Source organism: Micromonospora sp. M61 (assembly GCF_018070245.1).
In the GTDB taxonomy this organism is placed as follows: Bacteria; Actinomycetota; Actinomycetes; order Mycobacteriales; family Micromonosporaceae; genus Micromonospora; species Micromonospora zamorensis.
In genome coordinates this window covers 30,290-49,523 of record NZ_JAGPYA010000023.1, presented here as the reverse complement: position 1 = coordinate 49,523, position 19,234 = coordinate 30,290, and the positions used below count along the sequence as shown (strand labels likewise).

Sequence of the window (19,234 nt, the reverse complement as noted above, 5' to 3'; positions counted from 1 at the left end):
CATACCCCCGCCAGGCCCGGACTATCCTTTGCGGACCCCCCGGCCCTGATAGAGCACGGCGGTGGACCGGGTCGGCACGATGCGTGGCGCGCGGCCCGTGGACGTCGCACCGGACGTCCGGGTCGCGCGGGCCCGGCGCAGCAACCAGGCAAGCATGCCCCCGACCTGCGGACGGATGCCTCGCAGCCGCAGGTCGACACCGTGCCGGGCACACTCGGCCACCAGTGCCCGGGCGTCCACGAACAACCGTGGATCGTGGATGCCGCGTGGCACGGTCGGCAGCCGCTCGGCGATCCGTACCGCGACGAGCCGGGCCAGCGCCGTGTCGTTCAGGGTGTCCAACACCAGCAGACCGCCCGGACGCAGCAGACGGCACGCCTCGGCCACCGCACGCGGCCAGGCCGGCACATGCTCCAGCAGCTCACCTGCGGAGACCACGTCGGCGCAACCGCTCGGCAGCGGGACGGCGGTGACGTCGCCCTGGACCACGCGCACCCCGTGCTCGGCCGCCTGGACCAGCGCCGAGCGAGTCAGATCCACCCCGACATGGCGGTAACCCTTGCCGGCCAGGTGCGGCGCGAGCAGACCGGCGCCGCAACCCAGATCGACCAGCAGCGCGCCCGGACGGGTGGCCGGCGGCACCAGCGCCGCGCGGGCCTCCGCCAGCCAGTGCAGCATCGCGAACGCGCCATCGGGCCGCCACCACTCACCGGCCAGGTCGTCGTACTGGCGCGGATCGTTACGCGGCAGCACCCGGGGGCCGGTGGACGCCGCGGACGCAGCCACGTCTCGCATGGCACCGAGCGTGGCACGACTGCTCGGTAACGACCAGACTTCCCTTATGTCGTCGAGGGTGTTAGGGCTGGTCAGAGCGAGCCATCCGGAACCGGCCGCAGCGGTGACCGCGGTTTCCGGCCTGTTGGCCTGGGGAGTGGGTCACCGGCCGACCGGAATCGTGTCCGTCGTGCTCGCCGTTCTTGCCAGCCAGCTCGCCGTCGGCTGGACCAACGACGCGCTGGACGCCGAGCGGGACGCCACTGTGGGGCGTACCGACAAACCGGTCGCCGCCGGCGCTGTCGGTCGGCGCACCACGGCCTGGGCCGCGGCGGTGGCCGCGGTGGCCTGTCCGTTGCTGGCGCTGACCACGAACCCCACTGCGGCGTTCTGGTTGACCGTCGCACTGGTCTCGGCGCTGCTCTACGACTGGCCGCTCAAGGCCACCGCGTTCTCGGTGCTGCCGTACGCCGTCTCGTTCGGCGCGCTGCCCGCCTTCGTGGTGCTGGCGCTGCCCGGGCAGCCGACCCCACCCGCCTGGCTGCTGGTCGCGGCGGCCTGCCTGGGGGCCGGGGCGCACTTCGCCAACGTGCTGCCCGACCTGGCCGACGACGCACGGACCGGGGTGCGCGGCCTGCCGCACCGGCTGGGCGCCGCCGGCAGCCGGATCGCGGCCGCCGGCCTGCTCCTCGCGGCGACCGCGGCCCTGGTCCTCGGGCCACCCGGGCCGCCGTCGGCGATCGGGGTGGCGGCGGTCGTCACGGCCGCCGTGGTGCCACCGCTGAGCTGGTACGCCGGGCGCTCGGCGGTCCGGGCCGGCCGGCGGCCGGTGTCGGCCTTCCGGGCGGTGATGCTGGTGGCCCTCATCGACGTGGTCCTGCTGGTCGCGAGCGGTCGGGTGGTGTGAACGGCACCCGGGCAGGTGGCATTGCCGGGTCCGCGTGCGGGCCTCGATCAGTCCCAACTACCCTGGAGCGCGGTCTGCGCGGGTATGGCCACCGTGCCCGGCGTGCGGCCCGGGTGGGGATTGTGACGAGGAGGACCGACGTGACGCGCTCGATCAGGGGATCCCGGCGTGCGGCCCTGTTGCTGTCCGGAATTGCGGCGGCCAGTCTGCTGACGTCCGGCTGCGGCACCGGACAGATCGCCGAGACCGCCACCAAGGAGGCGTCGGTCCAGGGCGTCAGCCTCACCACCAACAACGGTTCCTTCTCCGTGCGTGGCCTGCTCGTGGACTACCCGGGCACCGAGGGCTACAAGGCCGGCCAGGACGCTGGGCTCAGCGCCGTGATCTACAACGACTCGAAGGAGACGGTGACGGTCACCGTCACCACCGAGAGCGCCCGTGAGCTGGTGATCAGCGGCGGCTCGGCGAGCCCGTCGCCGTCCGCCTCGGAGTCCGCCTCCACGAGCCCGTCTCCCTCCGGCTCGGCCAGCCCGTCGACCTCCGGGTCCGGCTCGGCCAGCCCATCGGCGACCCCCTCCGAGACCGGGTCGTCCTCGGCCACCCCGTCCGCCCCGGAGTCGGCGCGGGCGTCCGGTTCGGCCAGCCCCTCCGCTCCGGGCACGCCGGCCCGGATCGAGCTGGCCCCGCTGAGCTACGTGCAGTTCAACTCCGAGGCCACCACCCAGCTCCGGCTGGTCGGTCTGACCGAGGCGCTGCGCTCCGGGCAGAACGTCCTGGTGACCTTCGACTTCGGCAACGGCAACACGGTCACCGGCCAGGCGCCGATCGCGGTGCCGCTCACTCCGGCCGCACCCCCCTCGCCGATCATCGAGCGCGAGGGCGGCTACGAGGGCGACGAGGGTGGCACCACCCACGAGTGACCCGAACCCACATCGACAAACGCCCCGGCGTGGTGACCACCACGCCGGGGTGTTTTCGTCGTACGCGAGGGCTAGCGTCCTGATGTGACCACCTCCCGATCGACCCCTTCGCGCGGCGGCACCGCCGGCGCCGCCCGTGGCCGGTCCGCCGCCCGCGAGCCGCGTCCGGCCTACCAGTGCGACGCCTGCGGGCACCAGCCACCCAAGTGGGTGGGGCGCTGCCCGGAGTGCGGCGAGTGGGGCGCGGTGGTCGAGAGCACGGTGACCGGCCCGACCGTCTCCGGTCGCGTGGTCAGCTCCCGGATGCCGACCGAGCCGGCCCGGCCGATCGCCACCATCAGCGCCGCTCCGGCCCGCGCCGTGCCCACCGGGGTGAGCGAACTCGACCGGGTGCTCGGCGGCGGCCTGGTCCCCGGTGCCGTGGTGCTGCTCGCTGGCGAGCCCGGTGTCGGCAAGTCGACCCTCCTGCTCGATGTGGCGCAGCATTGGGCGATCGGTGCCGGCAGCCCCTCACTGGTGGTCAGTGGCGAAGAGTCGGTCAGCCAGGTGCGCCTGCGCGCCGAACGGATGGGCACCCTGCACGAGCAGCTCTACCTCGCTGCGGAGAGCGACCTGGCGTCGGTGCTCGGTCACCTCGACGCGGTCAAGCCGGGCCTGTTGGTGCTCGACTCGGTGCAGACCATCTCGACCACCGGCACCGAGGGCGTGCCCGGTGGTGTGACCCAGGTGCGCGCGGTGACCGCCGCGCTGGTCTCGGTCGCCAAGGAGCGGGGCATCGCCACCGTGCTGGTCGGGCACGTCACCAAGGACGGCCAGGTGGCCGGGCCCCGGGTGCTGGAGCACCTGGTCGACGTCGTGCTGCACTTCGAGGGCGACAAGCACTCGTCGCTCCGCCTGGTGCGCGGCGTGAAGAACCGGTTCGGCGCGGCCGACGAGGTCGGCTGCTTCGAGATGCACGAGGGTGGCATCAGCAGCCTGGCCGACCCGTCCGGGCTGTTCCTGACCCGCTACGCGGAGCCGGTCCCGGGCACCTGTGTGACAGTGGCCATGGAGGGGCGGCGGGCCCTGGTCACCGAGGTCCAGGCCCTGATCGGCGCGACCGTGGCGGGCTCTCCCCGACGCACCGTCTCCGGCCTCGACTCGGCGCGTCTGGCGATGGTGCTCGCGGTGCTGCAACGACGCACCGAGCGGCTGACCCTGCACGACCGGGAGGTCTTCGCCGCCACTGTGGGCGGGATCCGGGTGGTGGAGCCGGCCGCCGACCTGGCGGTCGCGTTGGCGGTCGCCTCCGGCGGGCTCAACCTGGCCATCGCGCCGCACCTGGTGGCGATCGGTGAGGTGGGTCTGACCGGCGAGGTGCGCCGCGTCGGGGCGGTGCCGCGCCGGCTGGCCGAAGCGGCCCGGCTGGGGTTCAAGGTGGCCCTGGTGCCGACCGGTTGCGGGCCGGCCAGCACCGGCGCCGGCCCAGAGCACATGCGGGTGACCGAGGTCACGGACGTCCGTTCGGCACTGCACCATGCGGCCCGCGCGTCCGCCGAGTGACGCACCGTGCCGACGGAGACGGCGATACCGGACAGCACGTCGCAAGCGGGAATCGGTTGGAAGGGCCGCATCGTGACACATCACAGTAACCACGACAGCACCCACCGCACGGCAGTCCGTAGACTGTGCCCGTGCCGATCGACCGCGAAACCACCAAGCCAGCCGGCGCGCCGCCCCAGGCCCGCACCGGCGCCGTGGGCTCGCCCGCCCGCCCGATCAGCGTGAGCGTGACTGCGGGAGCCGCCGGGAGCGCCGGGGACCCGTTGCGGGCCAATCTCGCCCTGATGGCCCCGGGCACCGCCCTACGCGACGGTCTGGAGCGCATCCTGCGCGGCCGCACCGGCGCGCTCATCGTGCTCGGCTACGACAAGGTCGTCGAGGGCCTGTGCACCGGGGGCTTCCCGCTGGACGTGGAGTTCTCCGCGACGCGCGTCCGCGAGCTGTGCAAGATGGACGGCGCGGTCGTGCTCTCCAGCGACGGCACCAGGATCGTCCGGGCGGCCGTGCACCTGATGCCCGATCCGTCCATCCCGACCGAAGAGTCCGGCACCCGGCACCGCACCGCCGAGCGGGTGGCCCGGCAGACCGGCTACCCGGTCATCTCGGTCAGCCAGTCGATGCGGATCATCAGCCTCTACGTCAACGGCCAGCGGCACGTGCTCGACGACTCGGCCGCCATCCTCTCCCGGGCCAACCAGGCGCTCGCCACCCTGGAGCGCTACAAGCTCCGGCTGGACGAGGTCTCCGGCACGCTCTCCGCACTGGAGATCGAGGACCTGGTCACCGTACGGGACGCGGTGGCCGTGGTGCAGCGACTGGAAATGGTTCGCCGGATCGCCGACGAGATCGCCGGCTATGTGGTCGAGCTGGGCACCGACGGTCGCCTGCTCGCCCTGCAACTCGACGAGCTGATGGCCGGCGTGGACGCCGACCGCACGCTGGTCATCCGGGACTACCTCCCGATCGGCCGCAAGTCACGCACCCTGGACGAGGCACTCGTCGAGCTGGACCTGCTCGGCGCCACCGAGCTGATCGACCTGGTGGCGGTGGCCAAGGCGATCGGCTACCCGGCCGCGTCCGACGCGCTGGACGCCGCGGTCAGCCCTCGCGGCTTCCGGCTGCTGGCCAAGGTGCCCCGGCTGCCGGTCGCGGTGGTCGACCGCCTGGTGGTGCACTTCGGCAGCCTCCAGCGCCTGCTGGGCGCGACAGTGGAGGATCTGCAGGCCGTCGAGGGCGTCGGCGACGCAAGGGCCCGAGGCGTCCGCGAGGGGCTGTCCCGGCTCGCCGAGGCATCCATCCTGGAACGGTACGTCTGACCCCGGCTCAGCCGGTGATGGTGAGCTTCACGGGTGAGCTGAGCTTCGTGCCCACCCGGGCGAACACCTGGTACGACCCGAGCGGCGGGAACGGCCCGCCGGCCAGCGCACCGTCGCACCGGCTGGTGTCCCGCCCGTTCCACGGCACCTGGTAGGCGCGCTCGAAGTTCGGCGTGAAGGTCTGCACGTCCGAGCCCTGGACCTTGCCGCAGGTGTCCGACGACCAGATCTTCTCCGCACCGGACTTGATGAAGATCTCCTGCAGGTCGGCGCCGACGTTCCGACTGCACGTGCGGTCCGACGTGTTCTTGATCTTGAGTTGCAGCTCGACCACTGCCCCACGCTGGACCGAGGTCGGGCTCGCCGACGAGACCACGCTGATCTCCGCGTCGGTGCAGGTGCCGTCGTCCTCCGAACCGGCCGCCGCGCCCAGCGGAGGTGTGTTGCTGGTGATCGCGGGACTCGGACTCGTCACAGCCGGATCGGCGGACGCGGGCGGCGGCGGAGCCCCGGTCTCCGGGGTCAGCACCGGGCCCTCAGGAGCGGGCGTGCCGGCGGAAGTCGGCGTCGAAGTCGCCCCCGCGGTCGGCTTCTCGCCGGAACGACCCGACTGGGTGCACGAGTAGAGCAGGACAATCAGGAAAAGTAGCCCCGCTCCGAGTACGACGACGCGACGCCGCCAGTACACGGCGGGTGGCAGGGGGCCGACCGTCAGACGCATGATGCCTCCCACCGTAGCCGCGCTCCCCCGGCCAGTACGGCGCGACGCGCCGGGGCCGCCCGCGGGCACCCGATCCACTCTCCACTCAGGACAAAACTGCCGACCGTCCGGCGACCGATCAGAGGTAGACCTTGCGCTGGTAGACGGCGTGCGCACCGGCCACCCGATCCAGGAAGAGCAACCCCGCGCAGTGGTCGATCTCGTGCTGCAACGCCCGAGCCTCGAAGCCGTCGGTCACCAACCGGACCGGCTCACCGGTGCCCGGCAGGTCACCCTCCACCACCAGCCGGCTGGCCCGCTTCACATCCCCCGTCAGGTCCGGCACCGACATGCACCCCTCCCGACCCGGCTTCCACCGCGTCGCCTCAACCACCCGGGCGTTGCAGAGCACGAAGGTGCCATGCACCGTGACCGCCTTCGGGTGCCCGGTCACATCGACGGCGAACACACGCGCACCCACCCCGACCTGCGGCGCGGCCAGCCCCACGCAGCCCGGCGACACCCGCATCGTCGCCACCAGGTCGGCCGCGAGCTGGACGGTCTCCTTCGCGGTCGGATCGACCCCCTCGGCGGCCCGACTCAACACCGGATGAGGGGCCGACACAACCGGCCGCACCTCACCGGGCACGACCAGCGACTCGGGTGTCCAGTCGCCCAGACCGACATACGCCTCGACGTCCGGCCCGTTCTCCTCGCTGCTCACAACAGATCCGGGTCCGCCGGCCGGAGGGTGACCTCCACGCCCAGCTCGGCAGCCGTCCGGTGCAACCGGTCGATCAGTGTGTCGGCCACACCAGCCGGCAACTCGACCTCGGCCAGCACCACGTAGAGCGACCCGGCCAACCGCGTACTCAGGTCGGTGACGTTTCCGCCGGCGTCGACCAGCACCCGGGTCATCGCCGCGACGATGCCCATCCGGTCCGAACCGTGCACGGCCATCACGTACGGCTCACCCGCCGCAGGCACCTCGCCGTCCGGCGTGACCGCGCGTACCGTCGCCAGCAGTTGCCCCTCGGCGGCCAGCGGCGCCAACGCGGCCTCGACCTCGGCGGAGGCCGGCCCGGTGCAGATCAGGGTCATCGCGAAATGCCCCCGCAGGCGCGTCATCGTGCTGTCGGTGAGGTTCGCACCCAGTCGGGCGAGGACCTCGGCGACGTCGGCCACGATGCCCGGCCGGTCCCGACCGATGACGGTGATCGCGAGCTCGTTCATCCGGGCATTCTCTCCGATCCGTCAGGCGCAGCCGCGGCACCCCGCCCGAGCCGCCCATCCAGCGGGATCGCCAGGCGTGACATCATCGACGGCGCCATGACTCAACCCGATTTCGCCCCCCTGGTCAGCCGCTGGTTCCAGCAACACGCCCGTGACCTGCCGTGGCGTGCACCCGGGGTCACCCCGTGGGCCATCCTGGTCAGCGAGGTCATGCTCCAGCAGACCCCCGTGGTCCGGGTGGTGCCGGCCTGGCAGGCATGGCTTTCCCGCTGGACGGACCCGGCGGCGCTGGCCGCGGACACCCCGGCCGAGGCGATCCGGATGTGGGGACGTCTCGGCTACCCCCGTCGGGCAGTTCGGCTGCGAGAATGCGCGGTCGCGATCGTGGACCGGCACGGCGGCCAGGTGCCGGACCGGTTGGAGCAACTGCTGGCACTGCCCGGGGTCGGCACCTACACGGCGCGGGCAGTGGCCACCTTCGCGTACGGGCAGCGGCACCCGGTGGTCGACACCAACGTTCGCCGGGTGGTCTGCCGGGCGGTGGCCGGCGAGCCGGACGCCGGACCGGTCACCCGGCCAGCCGACCTCGTCGCCACCGAAGAGCTGCTCCCGGTGGAACCGGCCGCCGCGGCACTCGCCAGCGCCGCGTTCATGGAACTGGGCGCGGTGATCTGCACAGCCCGGTCACCGCGCTGTACCGCCTGCCCGGTCGAGTCGGTCTGCGCCTGGCGGGCCTCCGGCCAGGAGGCGCCAGCAGGGCCAACCCGGCGACCCCAGCGGTACGCGGGCACCGACCGACAGGTACGCGGTCTCCTGCTCGGGGTGCTCCGGGAGACCACCGGGCCGGTCCCACACCAGCGCCTGGACCAGGTCTGGACCGATGACGTCCAACGTGCCCGAGCCCTGGCCGGCCTGGTGCAGGACGGGCTGGTCGAAGCGGCCGGAGCCGACAGCTTCCGCCTCGTCGGCGACGGCCCGTCCCACCCGACAGCCGAGCTGACCACCTGACCCACCCCGCCCTGACCCTGTCTTGTCCTGCCCCCGCCCGCCGCGGGGCCGCGCCCCGCCGCGCGGACGGCCCCGCGCCACGCCGGGCCGCCAGCCGCACTCCGCCCACAACATCAGGGAAGTTGCTGCCTCCGGACGTCGTGAGGCAGCACTTTCCCTGATGTTGCGCGGATCTTGCGTGGCGCGGCGCAGAGAGACACGGCAGGCACGGGCAGGCGCGGCGGGCTCGGGTGACCTGTGGGGGTAGCGCAAGAAAGGCGGGGCCCGGTGGCTCACGCCACCGGGCCCCGCCTTCTTACTGCTTGTTACGCCACCTCGTCCGTCGCCGCTGCCGCAGTGCCGGCGGCCGTGCCACCGAGGTCGGCCGGAACGGCGTCCGGAACCTCGACCGGCTTCTCGGCACCCCGGAAGACGAGCTTGGACTTGTCGATGTCGTTCGGGTCGCCCTCGCAGTCCACCACGACGATCTGACCCGGGGTCAGCTCGTTGAACAGGATCCGCTCGGAGAGGTTGTCCTCGATGTCGCGCTGGATCGTGCGACGAAGCGGACGTGCACCGAGCACCGGGTCGAAGCCCTTCGCCGCCAGGTACTTCTTGGCGTTGTCGGTCAGCTCCAGACCCATGTCCTTGTTGCGCAGCTGGCCCTCGATCCGCTGGATCATGATGTCCACGATCGAGAGGATCTCGGTCTGACGCAGCTGGTGGAAGACGATGGTGTCGTCGATCCGGTTGAGGAACTCAGGCCGGAAGTGCTGCTTGAGCTCGTCGTTGACCTTCTGCTTCATCCGGTCGTAGTTGGACTCGGAGTCCTCCGACTGCTGGAAGCCCAGCGACACCGCCTTGGCGACGTCACGGGTGCCCAGGTTGGTGGTCAGGATGATGACCGTGTTCTTGAAGTCCACGATTCGACCCTGACCGTCGGTGAGCCGACCGTCCTCCAGGATCTGGAGCAGCGTGTTGAACACGTCCGGGTGGGCCTTCTCGATCTCGTCGAAGAGGACCACCGAGAACGGCCGACGCCGCACCTTCTCGGTCAGCTGCCCGCCCTCGTCGTAACCGACGTAGCCGGGAGGGGCACCCACGAGCCGGGAGACCGTGTAGCGGTCGTGGAACTCGGACATGTCCAGCTGGATGAGGGAATCCTCGCTGCCGAAGAGGAACTCGGCGAGCGCCTTGGACAGCTCGGTCTTACCGACACCGGACGGACCGGCGAAGATGAACGAGCCCGACGGGCGCTTCGGGTCCTTCAGGCCGGCCCGGGTACGCCGGATCGCCTTCGAGACCGCCTTGACCGCGTCCTCCTGGCCGATGACGCGCTTGTGCAGCTCGTCCTCCATGCGCAGCAGGCGTGAGGTCTCCTCCTCGGTCAGCTTGTAGACCGGGATGCCGGTCCAGTTGCCGAGAACCTCGGCGATCTGCTCGTCGTCAACCTCGCTGACGACGTCCAGGTCACCGGCCTTCCACTCCTTCTCCCGCTGAGCCTTCTGACCAAGGAGCTGCTTCTCCTTGTCACGCAGCTGAGCGGCGCGCTCGAAGTCCTGAGCGTCGATCGCGGACTCCTTGTCGCGGCGCACCTGGGCGATGCGCTCGTCGAAGTCACGCAGGTCTGGCGGCGCGGTCATCCGACGGATCCGCATCCGGGCACCGGCCTCGTCGATCAGGTCGATCGCCTTGTCCGGCAGGAAGCGGTCGGAGATGTACCGGTCGGCCAGCGTCGCCGCAGCCACGAGAGCGGCGTCGGTGATGCTCACCCGGTGGTGCGCCTCGTAGCGGTCACGCAGGCCCTTGAGGATCTCGATGGTGTGCGCCAGCGACGGCTCACCCACCTGGATCGGCTGGAAGCGGCGCTCGAGAGCGGCGTCCTTCTCCAGGTGCTTGCGGTATTCGTCGAGGGTGGTGGCACCGATGGTCTGCAGCTCGCCACGGGCCAGCATCGGCTTGAGGATGCTCGCGGCGTCGATCGCGCCCTCGGCGGCACCCGCACCCACCAGGGTGTGGATCTCGTCGATGAACAGGATGATGTCGCCGCGGGTGCGGATCTCCTTGAGCACCTTCTTGAGGCGCTCCTCGAAGTCACCGCGGTAGCGGGAACCGGCGACGAGCGCACCCAGGTCGAGCGTGTAGAGCTGCTTGTCCTTCAGAGTCTCGGGCACCTCGCCCTTGATGATCTTCTGGGAAAGCCCCTCCACCACGGCGGTCTTACCGACGCCGGGCTCACCGATCAGGACCGGGTTGTTCTTGGTACGGCGGGAGAGCACCTGCATGACCCGCTCGATTTCCTTCTCGCGCCCGATGACCGGGTCGAGCTTGCCCTCGCGGGCGGCCTGAGTCAGGTTGCGGCCGAACTGGTCCAGCACGAGGCTGGTCGACGGCGCGGCCTCACCCGGCGTGGCGCCCGCCGCGGCAGGCTCCTTGCCCTGGTAGCCGGAAAGCAGCTGGATCACCTGCTGGCGGACCCGGTTGAGGTCGGCGCCGAGCTTGACCAGCACCTGGGCGGCAACGCCCTCGCCCTCACGGATCAGCCCGAGCAGGATGTGCTCCGTGCCGATGTAGTTGTGGCCGAGCTGCAGCGCCTCGCGCAGCGACAGCTCCAGCACCTTCTTGGCCCGCGGCGTGAACGGGATGTGCCCGCTCGGCGCCTGCTGGCCCTGGCCGATGATCTCCTCGACCTGCTGGCGGACGCCCTCCAGGGAGATGCCGAGGCTCTCCAGGGCCTTTGCCGCGACGCCTTCACCTTCGTGGATCAGGCCCAGCAGGATGTGTTCCGTACCGATGTAGTTGTGGTTGAGCATCCGGGCCTCTTCTTGGGCCAGGACGACAACCCGTCGCGCTCGGTCGGTGAACCGCTCGAACATGCCCTCGTGCTCCTCACGTGCCGTGCGCCTTGATGGTCAAGATCTTGGCGGGGCCGGTGCACGAACGTCCGGGACGGGCGTCCGTGCCTCCTTACTCTATCGTCGTTCACCGACTCAGCTGAGGTCGTGTGTCTCTGCTCTGGGTCGGTTCCACGTCGTTTTGGACAACCGTCCGCGCTCAGGAGGTGTTCCGGTAGCCCTGTCGCTACGCGCAGAGCGAAATCCGACTGGCGTGACAGAAGCCCGATCCGGGCTCTGGAAGCGCCGTGGAGGCGCTCCGAGGGCTCGGAGGGGGTGGGCCGGAGGTCGCGACGAACGCCGCGCCGGGCCCTGAGGAAGGTTGTCCACAGGTTGTGGACAGCTGTTCCACTGGTTGTGGACAACGCCGCCGGGTGCCGAATGCTTCCCGGTCCCCGGACGGGCGTCGGCGGATACGGCGACGCCGGCCCGGAGAGGTGCTCCGGCCCGGCGTCGGTGTCGCCTGCGGTGGCGGAAGAGCCACCAGGTCGCTGACGGATCAGCGCTTCGCGTGGTACTCGTCGACGATCTCCTGCGGGATACGACCCCGGTCCGAGATGTCCTTGCCGGACTTCTTGGCCCACTCCCGGATCGCCTTGTTCTGCTCCCGATCGGCGGTCGCGCCACCCCGACCGCGGGCGGCACGCCCACCGATCACGACGCCGCCGCGACCGACCTTGGTGCCAGCGCCCACGTACGCGGCAAAAGCGTCGCGCAATTTAGCGGCGTTGGCCTTCGACAGGTCGATCTCGTACTGAACGCCGTCGAGGGCGAACTTGACGGTCTCGTCAGCGTCCCCGCCGTCCAGGTCATCGACCAGCTTGTGAATGATCTGCTTGGCCACGTCCCACATTCCTTTCGAGCAGGGCGCTCCTGCTTAACGAGAGCACAATAACCCGCGCGCCGCTCGCCGCGTCAATAGGATGCCGTTACGGCCCGGCGGAGCCGGGCCCGACTACTCGGGGCGGACCAACGGGAAGAGGATCGTTTCCCGAATTCCGAGCCCCGTCAGGGCCATCAACATCCGGTCGATTCCCATTCCCATGCCGCCGGCCGGCGGCATTCCATACTCCATCGCCCGGAGAAAGTCCTCGTCGAGACGCATCGCCTCGTCGTCGCCCCGCGCGGCCAGCTGCGCCTGGGCCACCAGCCGCTCGCGCTGCACCACCGGGTCGACCAGCTCGGAGTACGCGGTCCCCAGCTCGAAGCCGAGCACGTAGAGGTCCCACTTCTCGGCCAGACCCGGCTCGCTGCGGTGGGCCCGGGTGAGCGGGCTGGTCTCCTCCGGGTAGTCGCGTACGAAGGTGGGCGCCACAAGGCCGGGGACGACCAGCTCCTCGAACAGTTCCTCGGCCAGCTTGCCCGGCCCCCACTTGGGGTCCACGGCCAATCCCACCTTGTCCGCGTACTCGACGAGGCGGGAACGATCGGTGCGGACCGTGACCTCCTCGCCCAGCGCTTCGGAAAGCACGCCGAACAGCGTCACGGATCGCCACTCGCCGCCCAGGTCGAACTCCCGACCGTCGGCGTGGGTCACCACCATCGAGCCGCTGACCGCGATCGCCGCCTGTTGCACGAGATTGCGGGTCAACTCGGCCATCGTGTTGTAGTCGCCGTAGGCCTGGTACGTCTCCAGCATCGCGAACTCCGGCGAGTGCGAAGAGTCGACACCCTCATTACGGAAGTTGCGGTTGATCTCGAAGACGCGGTCGACGCCACCGACCACAGCGCGCTTGAGAAACAGTTCCGGCGCGATTCGCAGATACAGATCGGTGTTCAACGCATTGCTGTGGGTCACGAACGGTCGGGCCGCCGCGCCACCATGCAGCAGTTGCAACATCGGTGTTTCCACCTCGATGAAGCCCTGCCCGTGCAGTGAATCGCGCAGACTACGTACGGCGGCGGCCCGGGTGCGAACCATCTCCCGCGCCTGCGGCCGGACGATCAGGTCGACGTAACGCTGCCGGACGCGCGCCTCCTCGGAGAGCGGCTTGTGCGCCACCGGCAGCGGACGCAGCGCCTTCGCGGTCATCTCCCATTCCTGCGCCAGCACCGACAGCTCACCCCGGCGGCTGGTGATCACCTCACCGGTGACGCCGACGTGGTCGCCGAGGTCGACCAGGCGCTTCCAGGCCTCCAGTCGCTCCGGGCCGACCCGGTCCAGCGAGAGCATCGCCTGCAACTCGGTGCCGTCGCCGTCCCGGAGGGTCGCGAAGCAGAGCTTGCCCGTGTTGCGTACGAAGATCACCCGGCCGGTGACCGCGACCGGGTCACCGGTCGCGGTGTCGGTCGGCAGGTCGGCGTAGCGCGCCCGGACCTGCGCCAGGGTGGTCGTGCGGGAGAAACCGACCGGGTAGGGCTCGACGCCCTCGGCGAGCATCCGGTCCCGCTTCTCCCGGCGGACCTTCATCTGCTCGGGAAGGTCGTCTGCGGGGTCCACTGGCACGGGGTTCTGCTCGCTCACGGCACGCTTCCTCGTCACGGGAGATACAGGGGTCAGGCCCGAGCGTACTCAAGCCCTCAGGGGGTCGTTACCGGATAACCTGCCCGGCATGGCGGATCACACCCACGCTCTCTCATTCGGTGCGGCGGCAGCCGACTACGACCGGTTTCGTCCCCGTTATCCGGAACCGGCAGTGCGGTGGGCGCTGGACGGGTTGGGGAGTTCCGCCCGCTTCGTCGACCTGGGCGCGGGCACCGGCATCCTCACGCGCGGCGTGCTCGCCCTGGGCCACGAGGTGACACCCGTGGAGCCGGACCCCGCCATGCGCGCCCAACTGGCAGCCGCCACCCCCGGACTCACGGCGTTGGCCGGTGGCGCGGAGTCGGTGCCCCTGCCCGACGAGGTCGCGGACGCCGTAATGGTGGGGCAGGCGTACCACTGGTTCGACCGGGAGCTGGCGCACATCGAGATCGCCCGGGTGCTGCGGCCCGGCGGGACGTTCGCCCCGATCTGGAACATGCGCGACGATCGGGTGGACTGGGTCGCCGAGCTGGGCCGGATCGCGCACCTGGGGGACAACGCCGGCAACGTGATCGAGAGGTACACCGACTTCGGCCCCGCGTTCGAGCCGATCGAGCTGGGCGAGTTCAACCACCACACCACGCTCACACCGGACGACATCGTCGCGATGCTGCACACCCGCTCATACTGGCTCACCGCCCCGGCCGAGCGGCGCGCGACGATCGACCAGGAGCTGCGGGAGCTCCTGGCCACCCACCCCGAACTGGCCGGTCGGGAGACCGTCGAGCTGCCGTACCGCACGATGGTCCTGCGGGCCCGGCGGCGCTGACACCACCGCGACCACCGAGTCCGCGTGGGCCGGTCAGAGGTTGCGCTCGTAGACCATCCGCAGGCCGATCAGCGTGATCATCGGCTCGTGGTGGGTGATGGTGTGACACTCGTTGATCACCAGGGAGGCCAGGCCTCCGGTGGCGATCACCGCCCGCACCTCGCCCAACTCCTCGGTCATCCGCTCGACGATCCGGTCCACCTGACCGGCGAAGCCGAAGTACAGGCCGGCCTGAAGGCACTCCACGGTGTTCTTGCCGATCACCGAGCGAGGCTTGGTGGCCTCGACCTTGCGCAGCTGCGCGGCCCGGGCGGCAAGCGCGTCGAAGGAGATCTCGATGCCCGGGGCGAACGCGCCGCCGAGGAACTCGCCCCGACCGCTGATCACGTCGAAGTTGGTGGTGGTGCCGAAGTCCACCACGATCGACGGCCCGCCGTAGAGGGTGTACGCGGCCAGGGTGTTCACCACCCGGTCGGCGCCCACCTCCTTCGGGTTGTCGATCGCCAACTGCACCCCGGTCCGCACCCCGGGCTCGACGACGACACTCGGCAGGTCGGCGTAGTAACGGCCGAGCATGGTGCGCAGCGACCGCAACGCGGCCGGCACCGTGGAGCAGGCGGCCACGCCGGTGATCTCGACGTTGTCCCCGGCGAGCAGGCCCCGGAACATCAGGCCCAACTCGTCCGCCGTCGAGCGGGCATCGGTCTTGATCCGCCAGGAGTGCACCAGCTTGTCGCCGTCGAAGGTCGCCAGCACGGTGTTGGTGTTTCCGATGTCGATGCAGAGCAGCACGCACGCAGCCTAGACAACGACCGTGCGGGCAGGTGCGGACCGGCCGGCGGACCGTATCCTTGGAGCATCGCGACATGAACATGGGTCAATCCACGGCGCGGCCGGACGGGGAGCGGACATGTCGGGGACGTGGTGGGTGCGGGGTCGTAACACCCTGCGCCGACGTCGACGACACGTGCTGGTGCTGGTCGCCTTGGCCGGCGGCGCGATCTGGATGATCGTGCAGGCGTGGCGGGCGTCCATTCGGGAGAGCGGCAGCTTCACCGGCGACCTCTACCTCAACATCGGCGCCGCTCTGATCATGACGCTGCTGACCTACGTGGTGCTCAACCCGCTCTTCCGCGAACTCCAGACGGTCAGCATCATCGAACACCCCCGACTGGACCGGGACGCCCTGATCGAACGGGTCGCCCAGTCCCGGGAGATCGTGGCCATCCTGGAAACCTGGACCAGCATGCTGGAGGGCCCGTACGCTGCCCGTTTCGTGGCCGCGCTGCGCTCCGCGCTCGTCAACGGCGCCGCCGTCAAGGTGCTCCTCCTCGACCCGGACTCACCGGCGGTCCGGCTGCGCGGCGAGGAGGTGCGCCGGCGGGACGCCTCGGTCGCCATCCTCAACAACCTGTGGCACTTCGCGCGGCTCAGCGAGGAACTGCCCGAGTCGGCCCGCGCCCGGCTCCAGGTCCGGGTCTACAGCGCCGCGCCCTCCGTGCAGATGTACCGCTGGGACGGCAAGGCGTTCATCTCGTTCTTCCCCGTGCAGGGCAGCACCTTCGACACCCAGCAGATCGAGGCGTTCGTGTCGACCCCGCTGGGCGAGTTCGTCGACGACCGGTTCGCCGAGCTGTGGGACACCGCCCCACTGGAGGACCTGGCGGCCTGCCTCACGCTGCGGCTCTGCCTGCGCCAAGCCGGTCGTGACCTGGAAACCTGCGACGCGCTCTACGTCCGCTCCGACGGTGAGTGGTACATCGCCGGCACCGACCTGGTGCGCAACGTGGCCCGGCACGGCCTGGCCGGGCTGACCGTCGTGCTGCAGCGGCCCGAGGCGGCCGGCGAGATCTTCGCCATCGGAGAGGCCGACGAGCTGCCGCCCGAGATCTACAACCGGGTGCTGGAGCTGTTCCGGGCCAAGTACGGCCTGGACGGCCGACAGGACACCGAGAACCGGGTGATCTTCAACCTCACCACCAGTTCGTTGACCACCGTCTGAGACGCCGACGCGCGCCGCTACTCGGTCCGCAGGTCCAGCGCGATGTCCAGGATCGGCGAGGAGTGGGTCAACGCGCCCACCGAGAGGAAGTCGACGCCGGTCGCCGCGTAGCGGCCCGCGACCTCCAGGGTCAGCCCACCGGTCGCCTCCAGCTCGGCCCGGTCACCCACCGCGGCCACCGCCTCGGCCAGCAGCTCGGGCGTCATGTTGTCGCAGAGCAGGAAGTCCGCCCCGGCCTCCACCGCTTCCACCGCCTCGTCAACGGTGGTCACCTCGACCTGCACCGGCACCTCCGGGAAAGCCTCCCGGACCCGCCGGTACGCCGCCGTGATGCCCCCGGCCGCCAGCTTGTGGTTGTCCTTGATCATGGCCACGTCGTAGAGGCCCATCCGCTTGTTGGTGCCCCCGCCGGCGCGCACCGCATACTTCTCCAGCGCCCGCAGGCCCGGCGTCGTCTTGCGGGTGTCCAGCACCATCGCCTTCGTGCCCGCCAGGGCGTCGGCCCAGGCGCGGGTGTGGGTGGCCACCCCGGACATCCGGCAGAGCAGGTTGAGCGCCGTCCGCTCGGCCGTGAGCAGCAGCCGGGTCGGGCCGGTCACCGTGGCCAGCACGTCGCCGCGGGCCACCCGCTCGCCGTCGCGGGCCAGCACCGACACCTCGACGGTACGACCGAAGCCCGTCACCTCGCCCACCAGCTCGAACACGGCGGCGGCCACGGCCATCCCAGCCAACACCCCGTCCGCGCGGGCCACCAGGTCGGCGGTGTCGGTCTGCTCCGCCGGGATGGTGGCCACGCTGGTGACGTCCAGGAAATCCGGGCCCAGGTCCTCGACCAGCGCATCCTCGATCACCTGTCGTACGTGCGCCGGGTCCAACCCAGCCGCCCGCAACGCCGTCTCCGTCGACTCGATCACGAGTTCCCCTCCCACTGTTGCGTCACCCGGCCCTGCGCTCCGACCGACCCGACCAGGTGGCCCAGCCACCGCTCGTCGGCCGTCGGGAAGTCCTCCCGCCAGTGGCAGCCCCGGGTCTCACCACGGGCGTACGCGGCGGCGACCAACGTCGACGCCACTGTGAGCAGGTTCGTCGCCTCCCAGTCGGCGGTCCGCGGCCGGCCCCGGGCCACGCCCAGCTCGGTCAGCGTCGCGGCCGTCTCCGCCAGCGTCGCCGCGGACCGGAGCACCCCGGCCCCCCGGGTCATCGCCCGTTGCAGGGTGGGCGTCACCTCCGCGGGCAGCACCCAGCCCGTACCACCACGCCAGGCGCCGGTGTCGGCCGGCTGAACCTGCTCGGGCAGGCCGGCCGCGATGTCCTCGGCGATCCGCCGGGAGAAGACCAGACCCTCCAGCAGTGAGTTGCTGGCCAGCCGGTTCGCGCCGTGCACACCCGTGCAGGCCACCTCGCCGCACGCGTACAGGCCCGGGATGGAGGTGCGGCCACGCAGGTCGGTGCGGACACCGCCGGAGGCGTAGTGGGCGGCCGGTGCCACCGGGATCAGGTCGGTCGCCGGGTCCACGCCGATCGCCAGGCAGGACGCCACGATGGTGGGGAACCGCCCGGCCAGGAAGTCCCCGCCCAGGTGCCGCGCGTCGAGGAAGACGTGGTCCGCCCCGGAGGCCAGCAGCACCCGGTGGATGCCCTTGGCCACCACGTCCCGGGGGGCCAGCTCGGCCAGCTCGTGCTGACCCACCATGAACCGCTTGCCGTCCGCGTCCACCAGGTAGGCGCCCTCGCCACGCAGCGCCTCGGAGACCAGCGGCTGCTGTGCGTGCCCGGCACCGGGCACCCCCGCGCCGGGCGGGGTGATCAGGGCGGTCGGGTGGAACTGGACGAACTCCACGTCGGTCACCGCCGCCCCGGCCCGCATGGCCAGCGCCACCCCGTCCCCGGTGGAGACCGCCGGGTTGGTGGTGGCCGAGAATATCTGCCCCATGCCGCCGGTGGCGAGCACCACCGCGCGGGCCAGCAGCGCGCCGACGCCGTCCTCGCTGCCCTCGCCGAGCACGTGCAGGGTGATCCCGCAGGCCGGGCCGAGCCCGCCCGGGCCGTCGCCCGGGGCTCGCAGCAGGTCCAGCACCAGAGCGTGCTCGAACAGCCGGATCCACGGGTCGCGCTGCACGGCGGCGTGCAGGGCCCGCTGCACCTCGGCGCCGGTGGCGTCCCCGCCCGCGTGCACGATCCGGTCCGCCCGGTGGCCGCCCTCACGGGTCAGCATCAGCGAGCCGTCGGGGTGGCGATCGAACTCGGCGCCGATCCGGATCAGTTCCCGCAGCCGGGTCGGGCCCTCGTCGACCAGCACCCCGACCGCCGCCGGGTCGCAGAGACCGACTCCCGCGATCTCGGTGTCCCGGGCATGGGCCGCCGGGGTGTCCGTCGGGTCGAGCACGGCGGCGATGCCGCCCTGCGCCCACCTGGTCGAGCCGTCATCGATGTTGACCTTGGTGACCACCGTGACGTGCAGACCCGCCTCACGCAGGTGCAACGCCGCGGTCAAGCCGGCCACCCCGGAGCCCACCACGATCACATCGGTGGTCTCGACCCAGCCGGGCGCGGGCGCGGCCAGTAACGCGGGCAGGGCCGGCAGGTCGACGGTCGGAACGTCCATCCTCCCAGTCAACCCGAACGGTCCTCGCTCGGGGCGGCGGGGGCGGGACGAGTGTTTTCGG

General features: G+C 71.1%; 17 protein-coding genes. 7 read left to right on the top strand and 10 right to left on the bottom strand.

Annotated features, from left to right (window positions below; genetic code table 11):
- Window positions 1–21 precede the first annotated feature (21 nt).
- Complete coding sequence (locus tag KBX34_RS15490; protein WP_099849091.1) at window positions 22–795, bottom strand: bifunctional 2-polyprenyl-6-hydroxyphenol methylase/3-demethylubiquinol 3-O-methyltransferase UbiG; 774 nt, start codon at window positions 793–795, stop codon at window positions 22–24.
- Window positions 796–841: 46 nt separating this feature from the next.
- On the opposite strand from KBX34_RS15490, the gene KBX34_RS15485 reads away from it, so the two are divergent.
- The 4 genes from KBX34_RS15485 (at window position 842) to disA (ending at window position 5,459) form a co-directional block, all read left to right on the top strand.
- A complete protein-coding gene (locus tag KBX34_RS15485) occupies window positions 842–1,681 on the top strand; it encodes a UbiA family prenyltransferase (RefSeq protein ID WP_088950505.1) in 840 nt (279 codons plus the stop codon).
- A gap of 140 nt (window positions 1,682–1,821) precedes the next feature.
- Window positions 1,822–2,601, top strand: a complete 780-nt coding sequence (locus KBX34_RS15480; RefSeq protein WP_210791284.1) for a hypothetical protein — start codon at window positions 1,822–1,824, stop codon at window positions 2,599–2,601.
- A gap of 84 nt (window positions 2,602–2,685) precedes the next feature.
- Window positions 2,686–4,143: a DNA repair protein RadA gene (gene radA / locus KBX34_RS15475; RefSeq protein ID WP_210791293.1), complete on the top strand. Its 1,458-nt coding sequence runs from the start codon at window positions 2,686–2,688 to the stop codon at window positions 4,141–4,143.
- Window positions 4,144–4,274: 131 nt separating this feature from the next.
- The gene (gene disA, locus KBX34_RS15470) at window positions 4,275–5,459 is read left to right on the top strand and encodes a DNA integrity scanning diadenylate cyclase DisA (protein WP_088952067.1); all 1,185 of its coding nucleotides are present in this window, start codon (window positions 4,275–4,277) and stop codon (window positions 5,457–5,459) included.
- A 7-nt stretch (window positions 5,460–5,466) separates the two neighbouring features.
- Here the strand turns inward: disA and KBX34_RS15465 are convergent, their stop codons facing one another.
- From KBX34_RS15465 to KBX34_RS15455, 3 genes are all read right to left on the bottom strand, one after another.
- Window positions 5,467–6,180, bottom strand: coding sequence for a hypothetical protein (locus KBX34_RS15465; protein WP_210791295.1), 714 nt, complete (start codon window positions 6,178–6,180; stop codon window positions 5,467–5,469).
- 118 nt (window positions 6,181–6,298) lie between these two features.
- On the bottom strand, window positions 6,299–6,883 hold the full coding sequence (locus KBX34_RS15460; RefSeq protein WP_210925551.1) for a peptide deformylase: 585 nt from the start codon (window positions 6,881–6,883) through the stop codon (window positions 6,299–6,301).
- Window positions 6,880–7,392 carry a glycine cleavage system protein R gene (locus KBX34_RS15455; protein WP_088950510.1) on the bottom strand — a complete coding sequence of 171 codons (513 nt, stop codon included), beginning with the start codon at window positions 7,390–7,392 and terminating at the stop codon, window positions 6,880–6,882. The genes KBX34_RS15460 and KBX34_RS15455 overlap by 4 nt, the downstream gene beginning before the upstream one ends.
- 96 nt (window positions 7,393–7,488) lie before the next feature.
- Between KBX34_RS15455 and KBX34_RS15450 the strand changes: the two genes are divergently transcribed.
- Window positions 7,489–8,400: an A/G-specific adenine glycosylase gene (locus KBX34_RS15450; RefSeq protein ID WP_210925549.1), complete on the top strand. Its 912-nt coding sequence runs from the start codon at window positions 7,489–7,491 to the stop codon at window positions 8,398–8,400.
- 305 nt (window positions 8,401–8,705) lie between these two features.
- Here KBX34_RS15450 and KBX34_RS15445 read toward each other — a convergent pair whose 3' ends face one another.
- From KBX34_RS15445 to lysS, 3 genes are all read right to left on the bottom strand, one after another.
- On the bottom strand, window positions 8,706–11,255 hold the full coding sequence (locus KBX34_RS15445) for an ATP-dependent Clp protease ATP-binding subunit (protein ID WP_088950512.1): 2,550 nt from the start codon (window positions 11,253–11,255) through the stop codon (window positions 8,706–8,708).
- A 517-nt stretch (window positions 11,256–11,772) separates the two neighbouring features.
- Window positions 11,773–12,117, bottom strand: coding sequence for an Lsr2 family protein (locus KBX34_RS15440; RefSeq protein ID WP_088952068.1), 345 nt, complete (start codon window positions 12,115–12,117; stop codon window positions 11,773–11,775).
- Between the two features lie 111 nt (window positions 12,118–12,228).
- Window positions 12,229–13,737, bottom strand: a complete 1,509-nt coding sequence (lysS, locus tag KBX34_RS15435; RefSeq protein WP_210925547.1) for a lysine--tRNA ligase — start codon at window positions 13,735–13,737, stop codon at window positions 12,229–12,231.
- 88 nt (window positions 13,738–13,825) lie between these two features.
- On the opposite strand from lysS, the gene KBX34_RS15430 reads away from it, so the two are divergent.
- Window positions 13,826–14,566 (top strand): class I SAM-dependent methyltransferase, encoded by a 741-nt coding sequence (locus KBX34_RS15430; RefSeq protein ID WP_210925545.1) that lies wholly within the window; start codon window positions 13,826–13,828, stop codon window positions 14,564–14,566.
- Window positions 14,567–14,599: 33 nt separating this feature from the next.
- On the opposite strand, the gene KBX34_RS15425 is transcribed toward KBX34_RS15430, so the two are convergent.
- On the bottom strand, window positions 14,600–15,358 hold the full coding sequence (locus KBX34_RS15425; protein WP_088950515.1) for a type III pantothenate kinase: 759 nt from the start codon (window positions 15,356–15,358) through the stop codon (window positions 14,600–14,602).
- Window positions 15,359–15,476: 118 nt separating this feature from the next.
- Between KBX34_RS15425 and KBX34_RS15420 the strand changes: the two genes are divergently transcribed.
- Window positions 15,477–16,568 carry a hypothetical protein gene (locus tag KBX34_RS15420; RefSeq protein ID WP_141911562.1) on the top strand — a complete coding sequence of 364 codons (1,092 nt, stop codon included), beginning with the start codon at window positions 15,477–15,479 and terminating at the stop codon, window positions 16,566–16,568.
- Window positions 16,569–16,585: 17 nt separating this feature from the next.
- On the opposite strand, the gene nadC is transcribed toward KBX34_RS15420, so the two are convergent.
- Both nadC and KBX34_RS15410 read right to left on the bottom strand, forming a co-directional pair.
- The gene (gene nadC / locus KBX34_RS15415) at window positions 16,586–17,482 is read right to left on the bottom strand and encodes a carboxylating nicotinate-nucleotide diphosphorylase (protein WP_210925544.1); all 897 of its coding nucleotides are present in this window, start codon (window positions 17,480–17,482) and stop codon (window positions 16,586–16,588) included.
- Entirely contained in the window at window positions 17,479–19,173 is a 1,695-nt protein-coding gene (locus KBX34_RS15410; protein WP_210925543.1) for an L-aspartate oxidase, read from the bottom strand. The genes nadC and KBX34_RS15410 overlap by 4 nt, the downstream gene beginning before the upstream one ends.
- Window positions 19,174–19,234 lie beyond the last annotated feature (61 nt).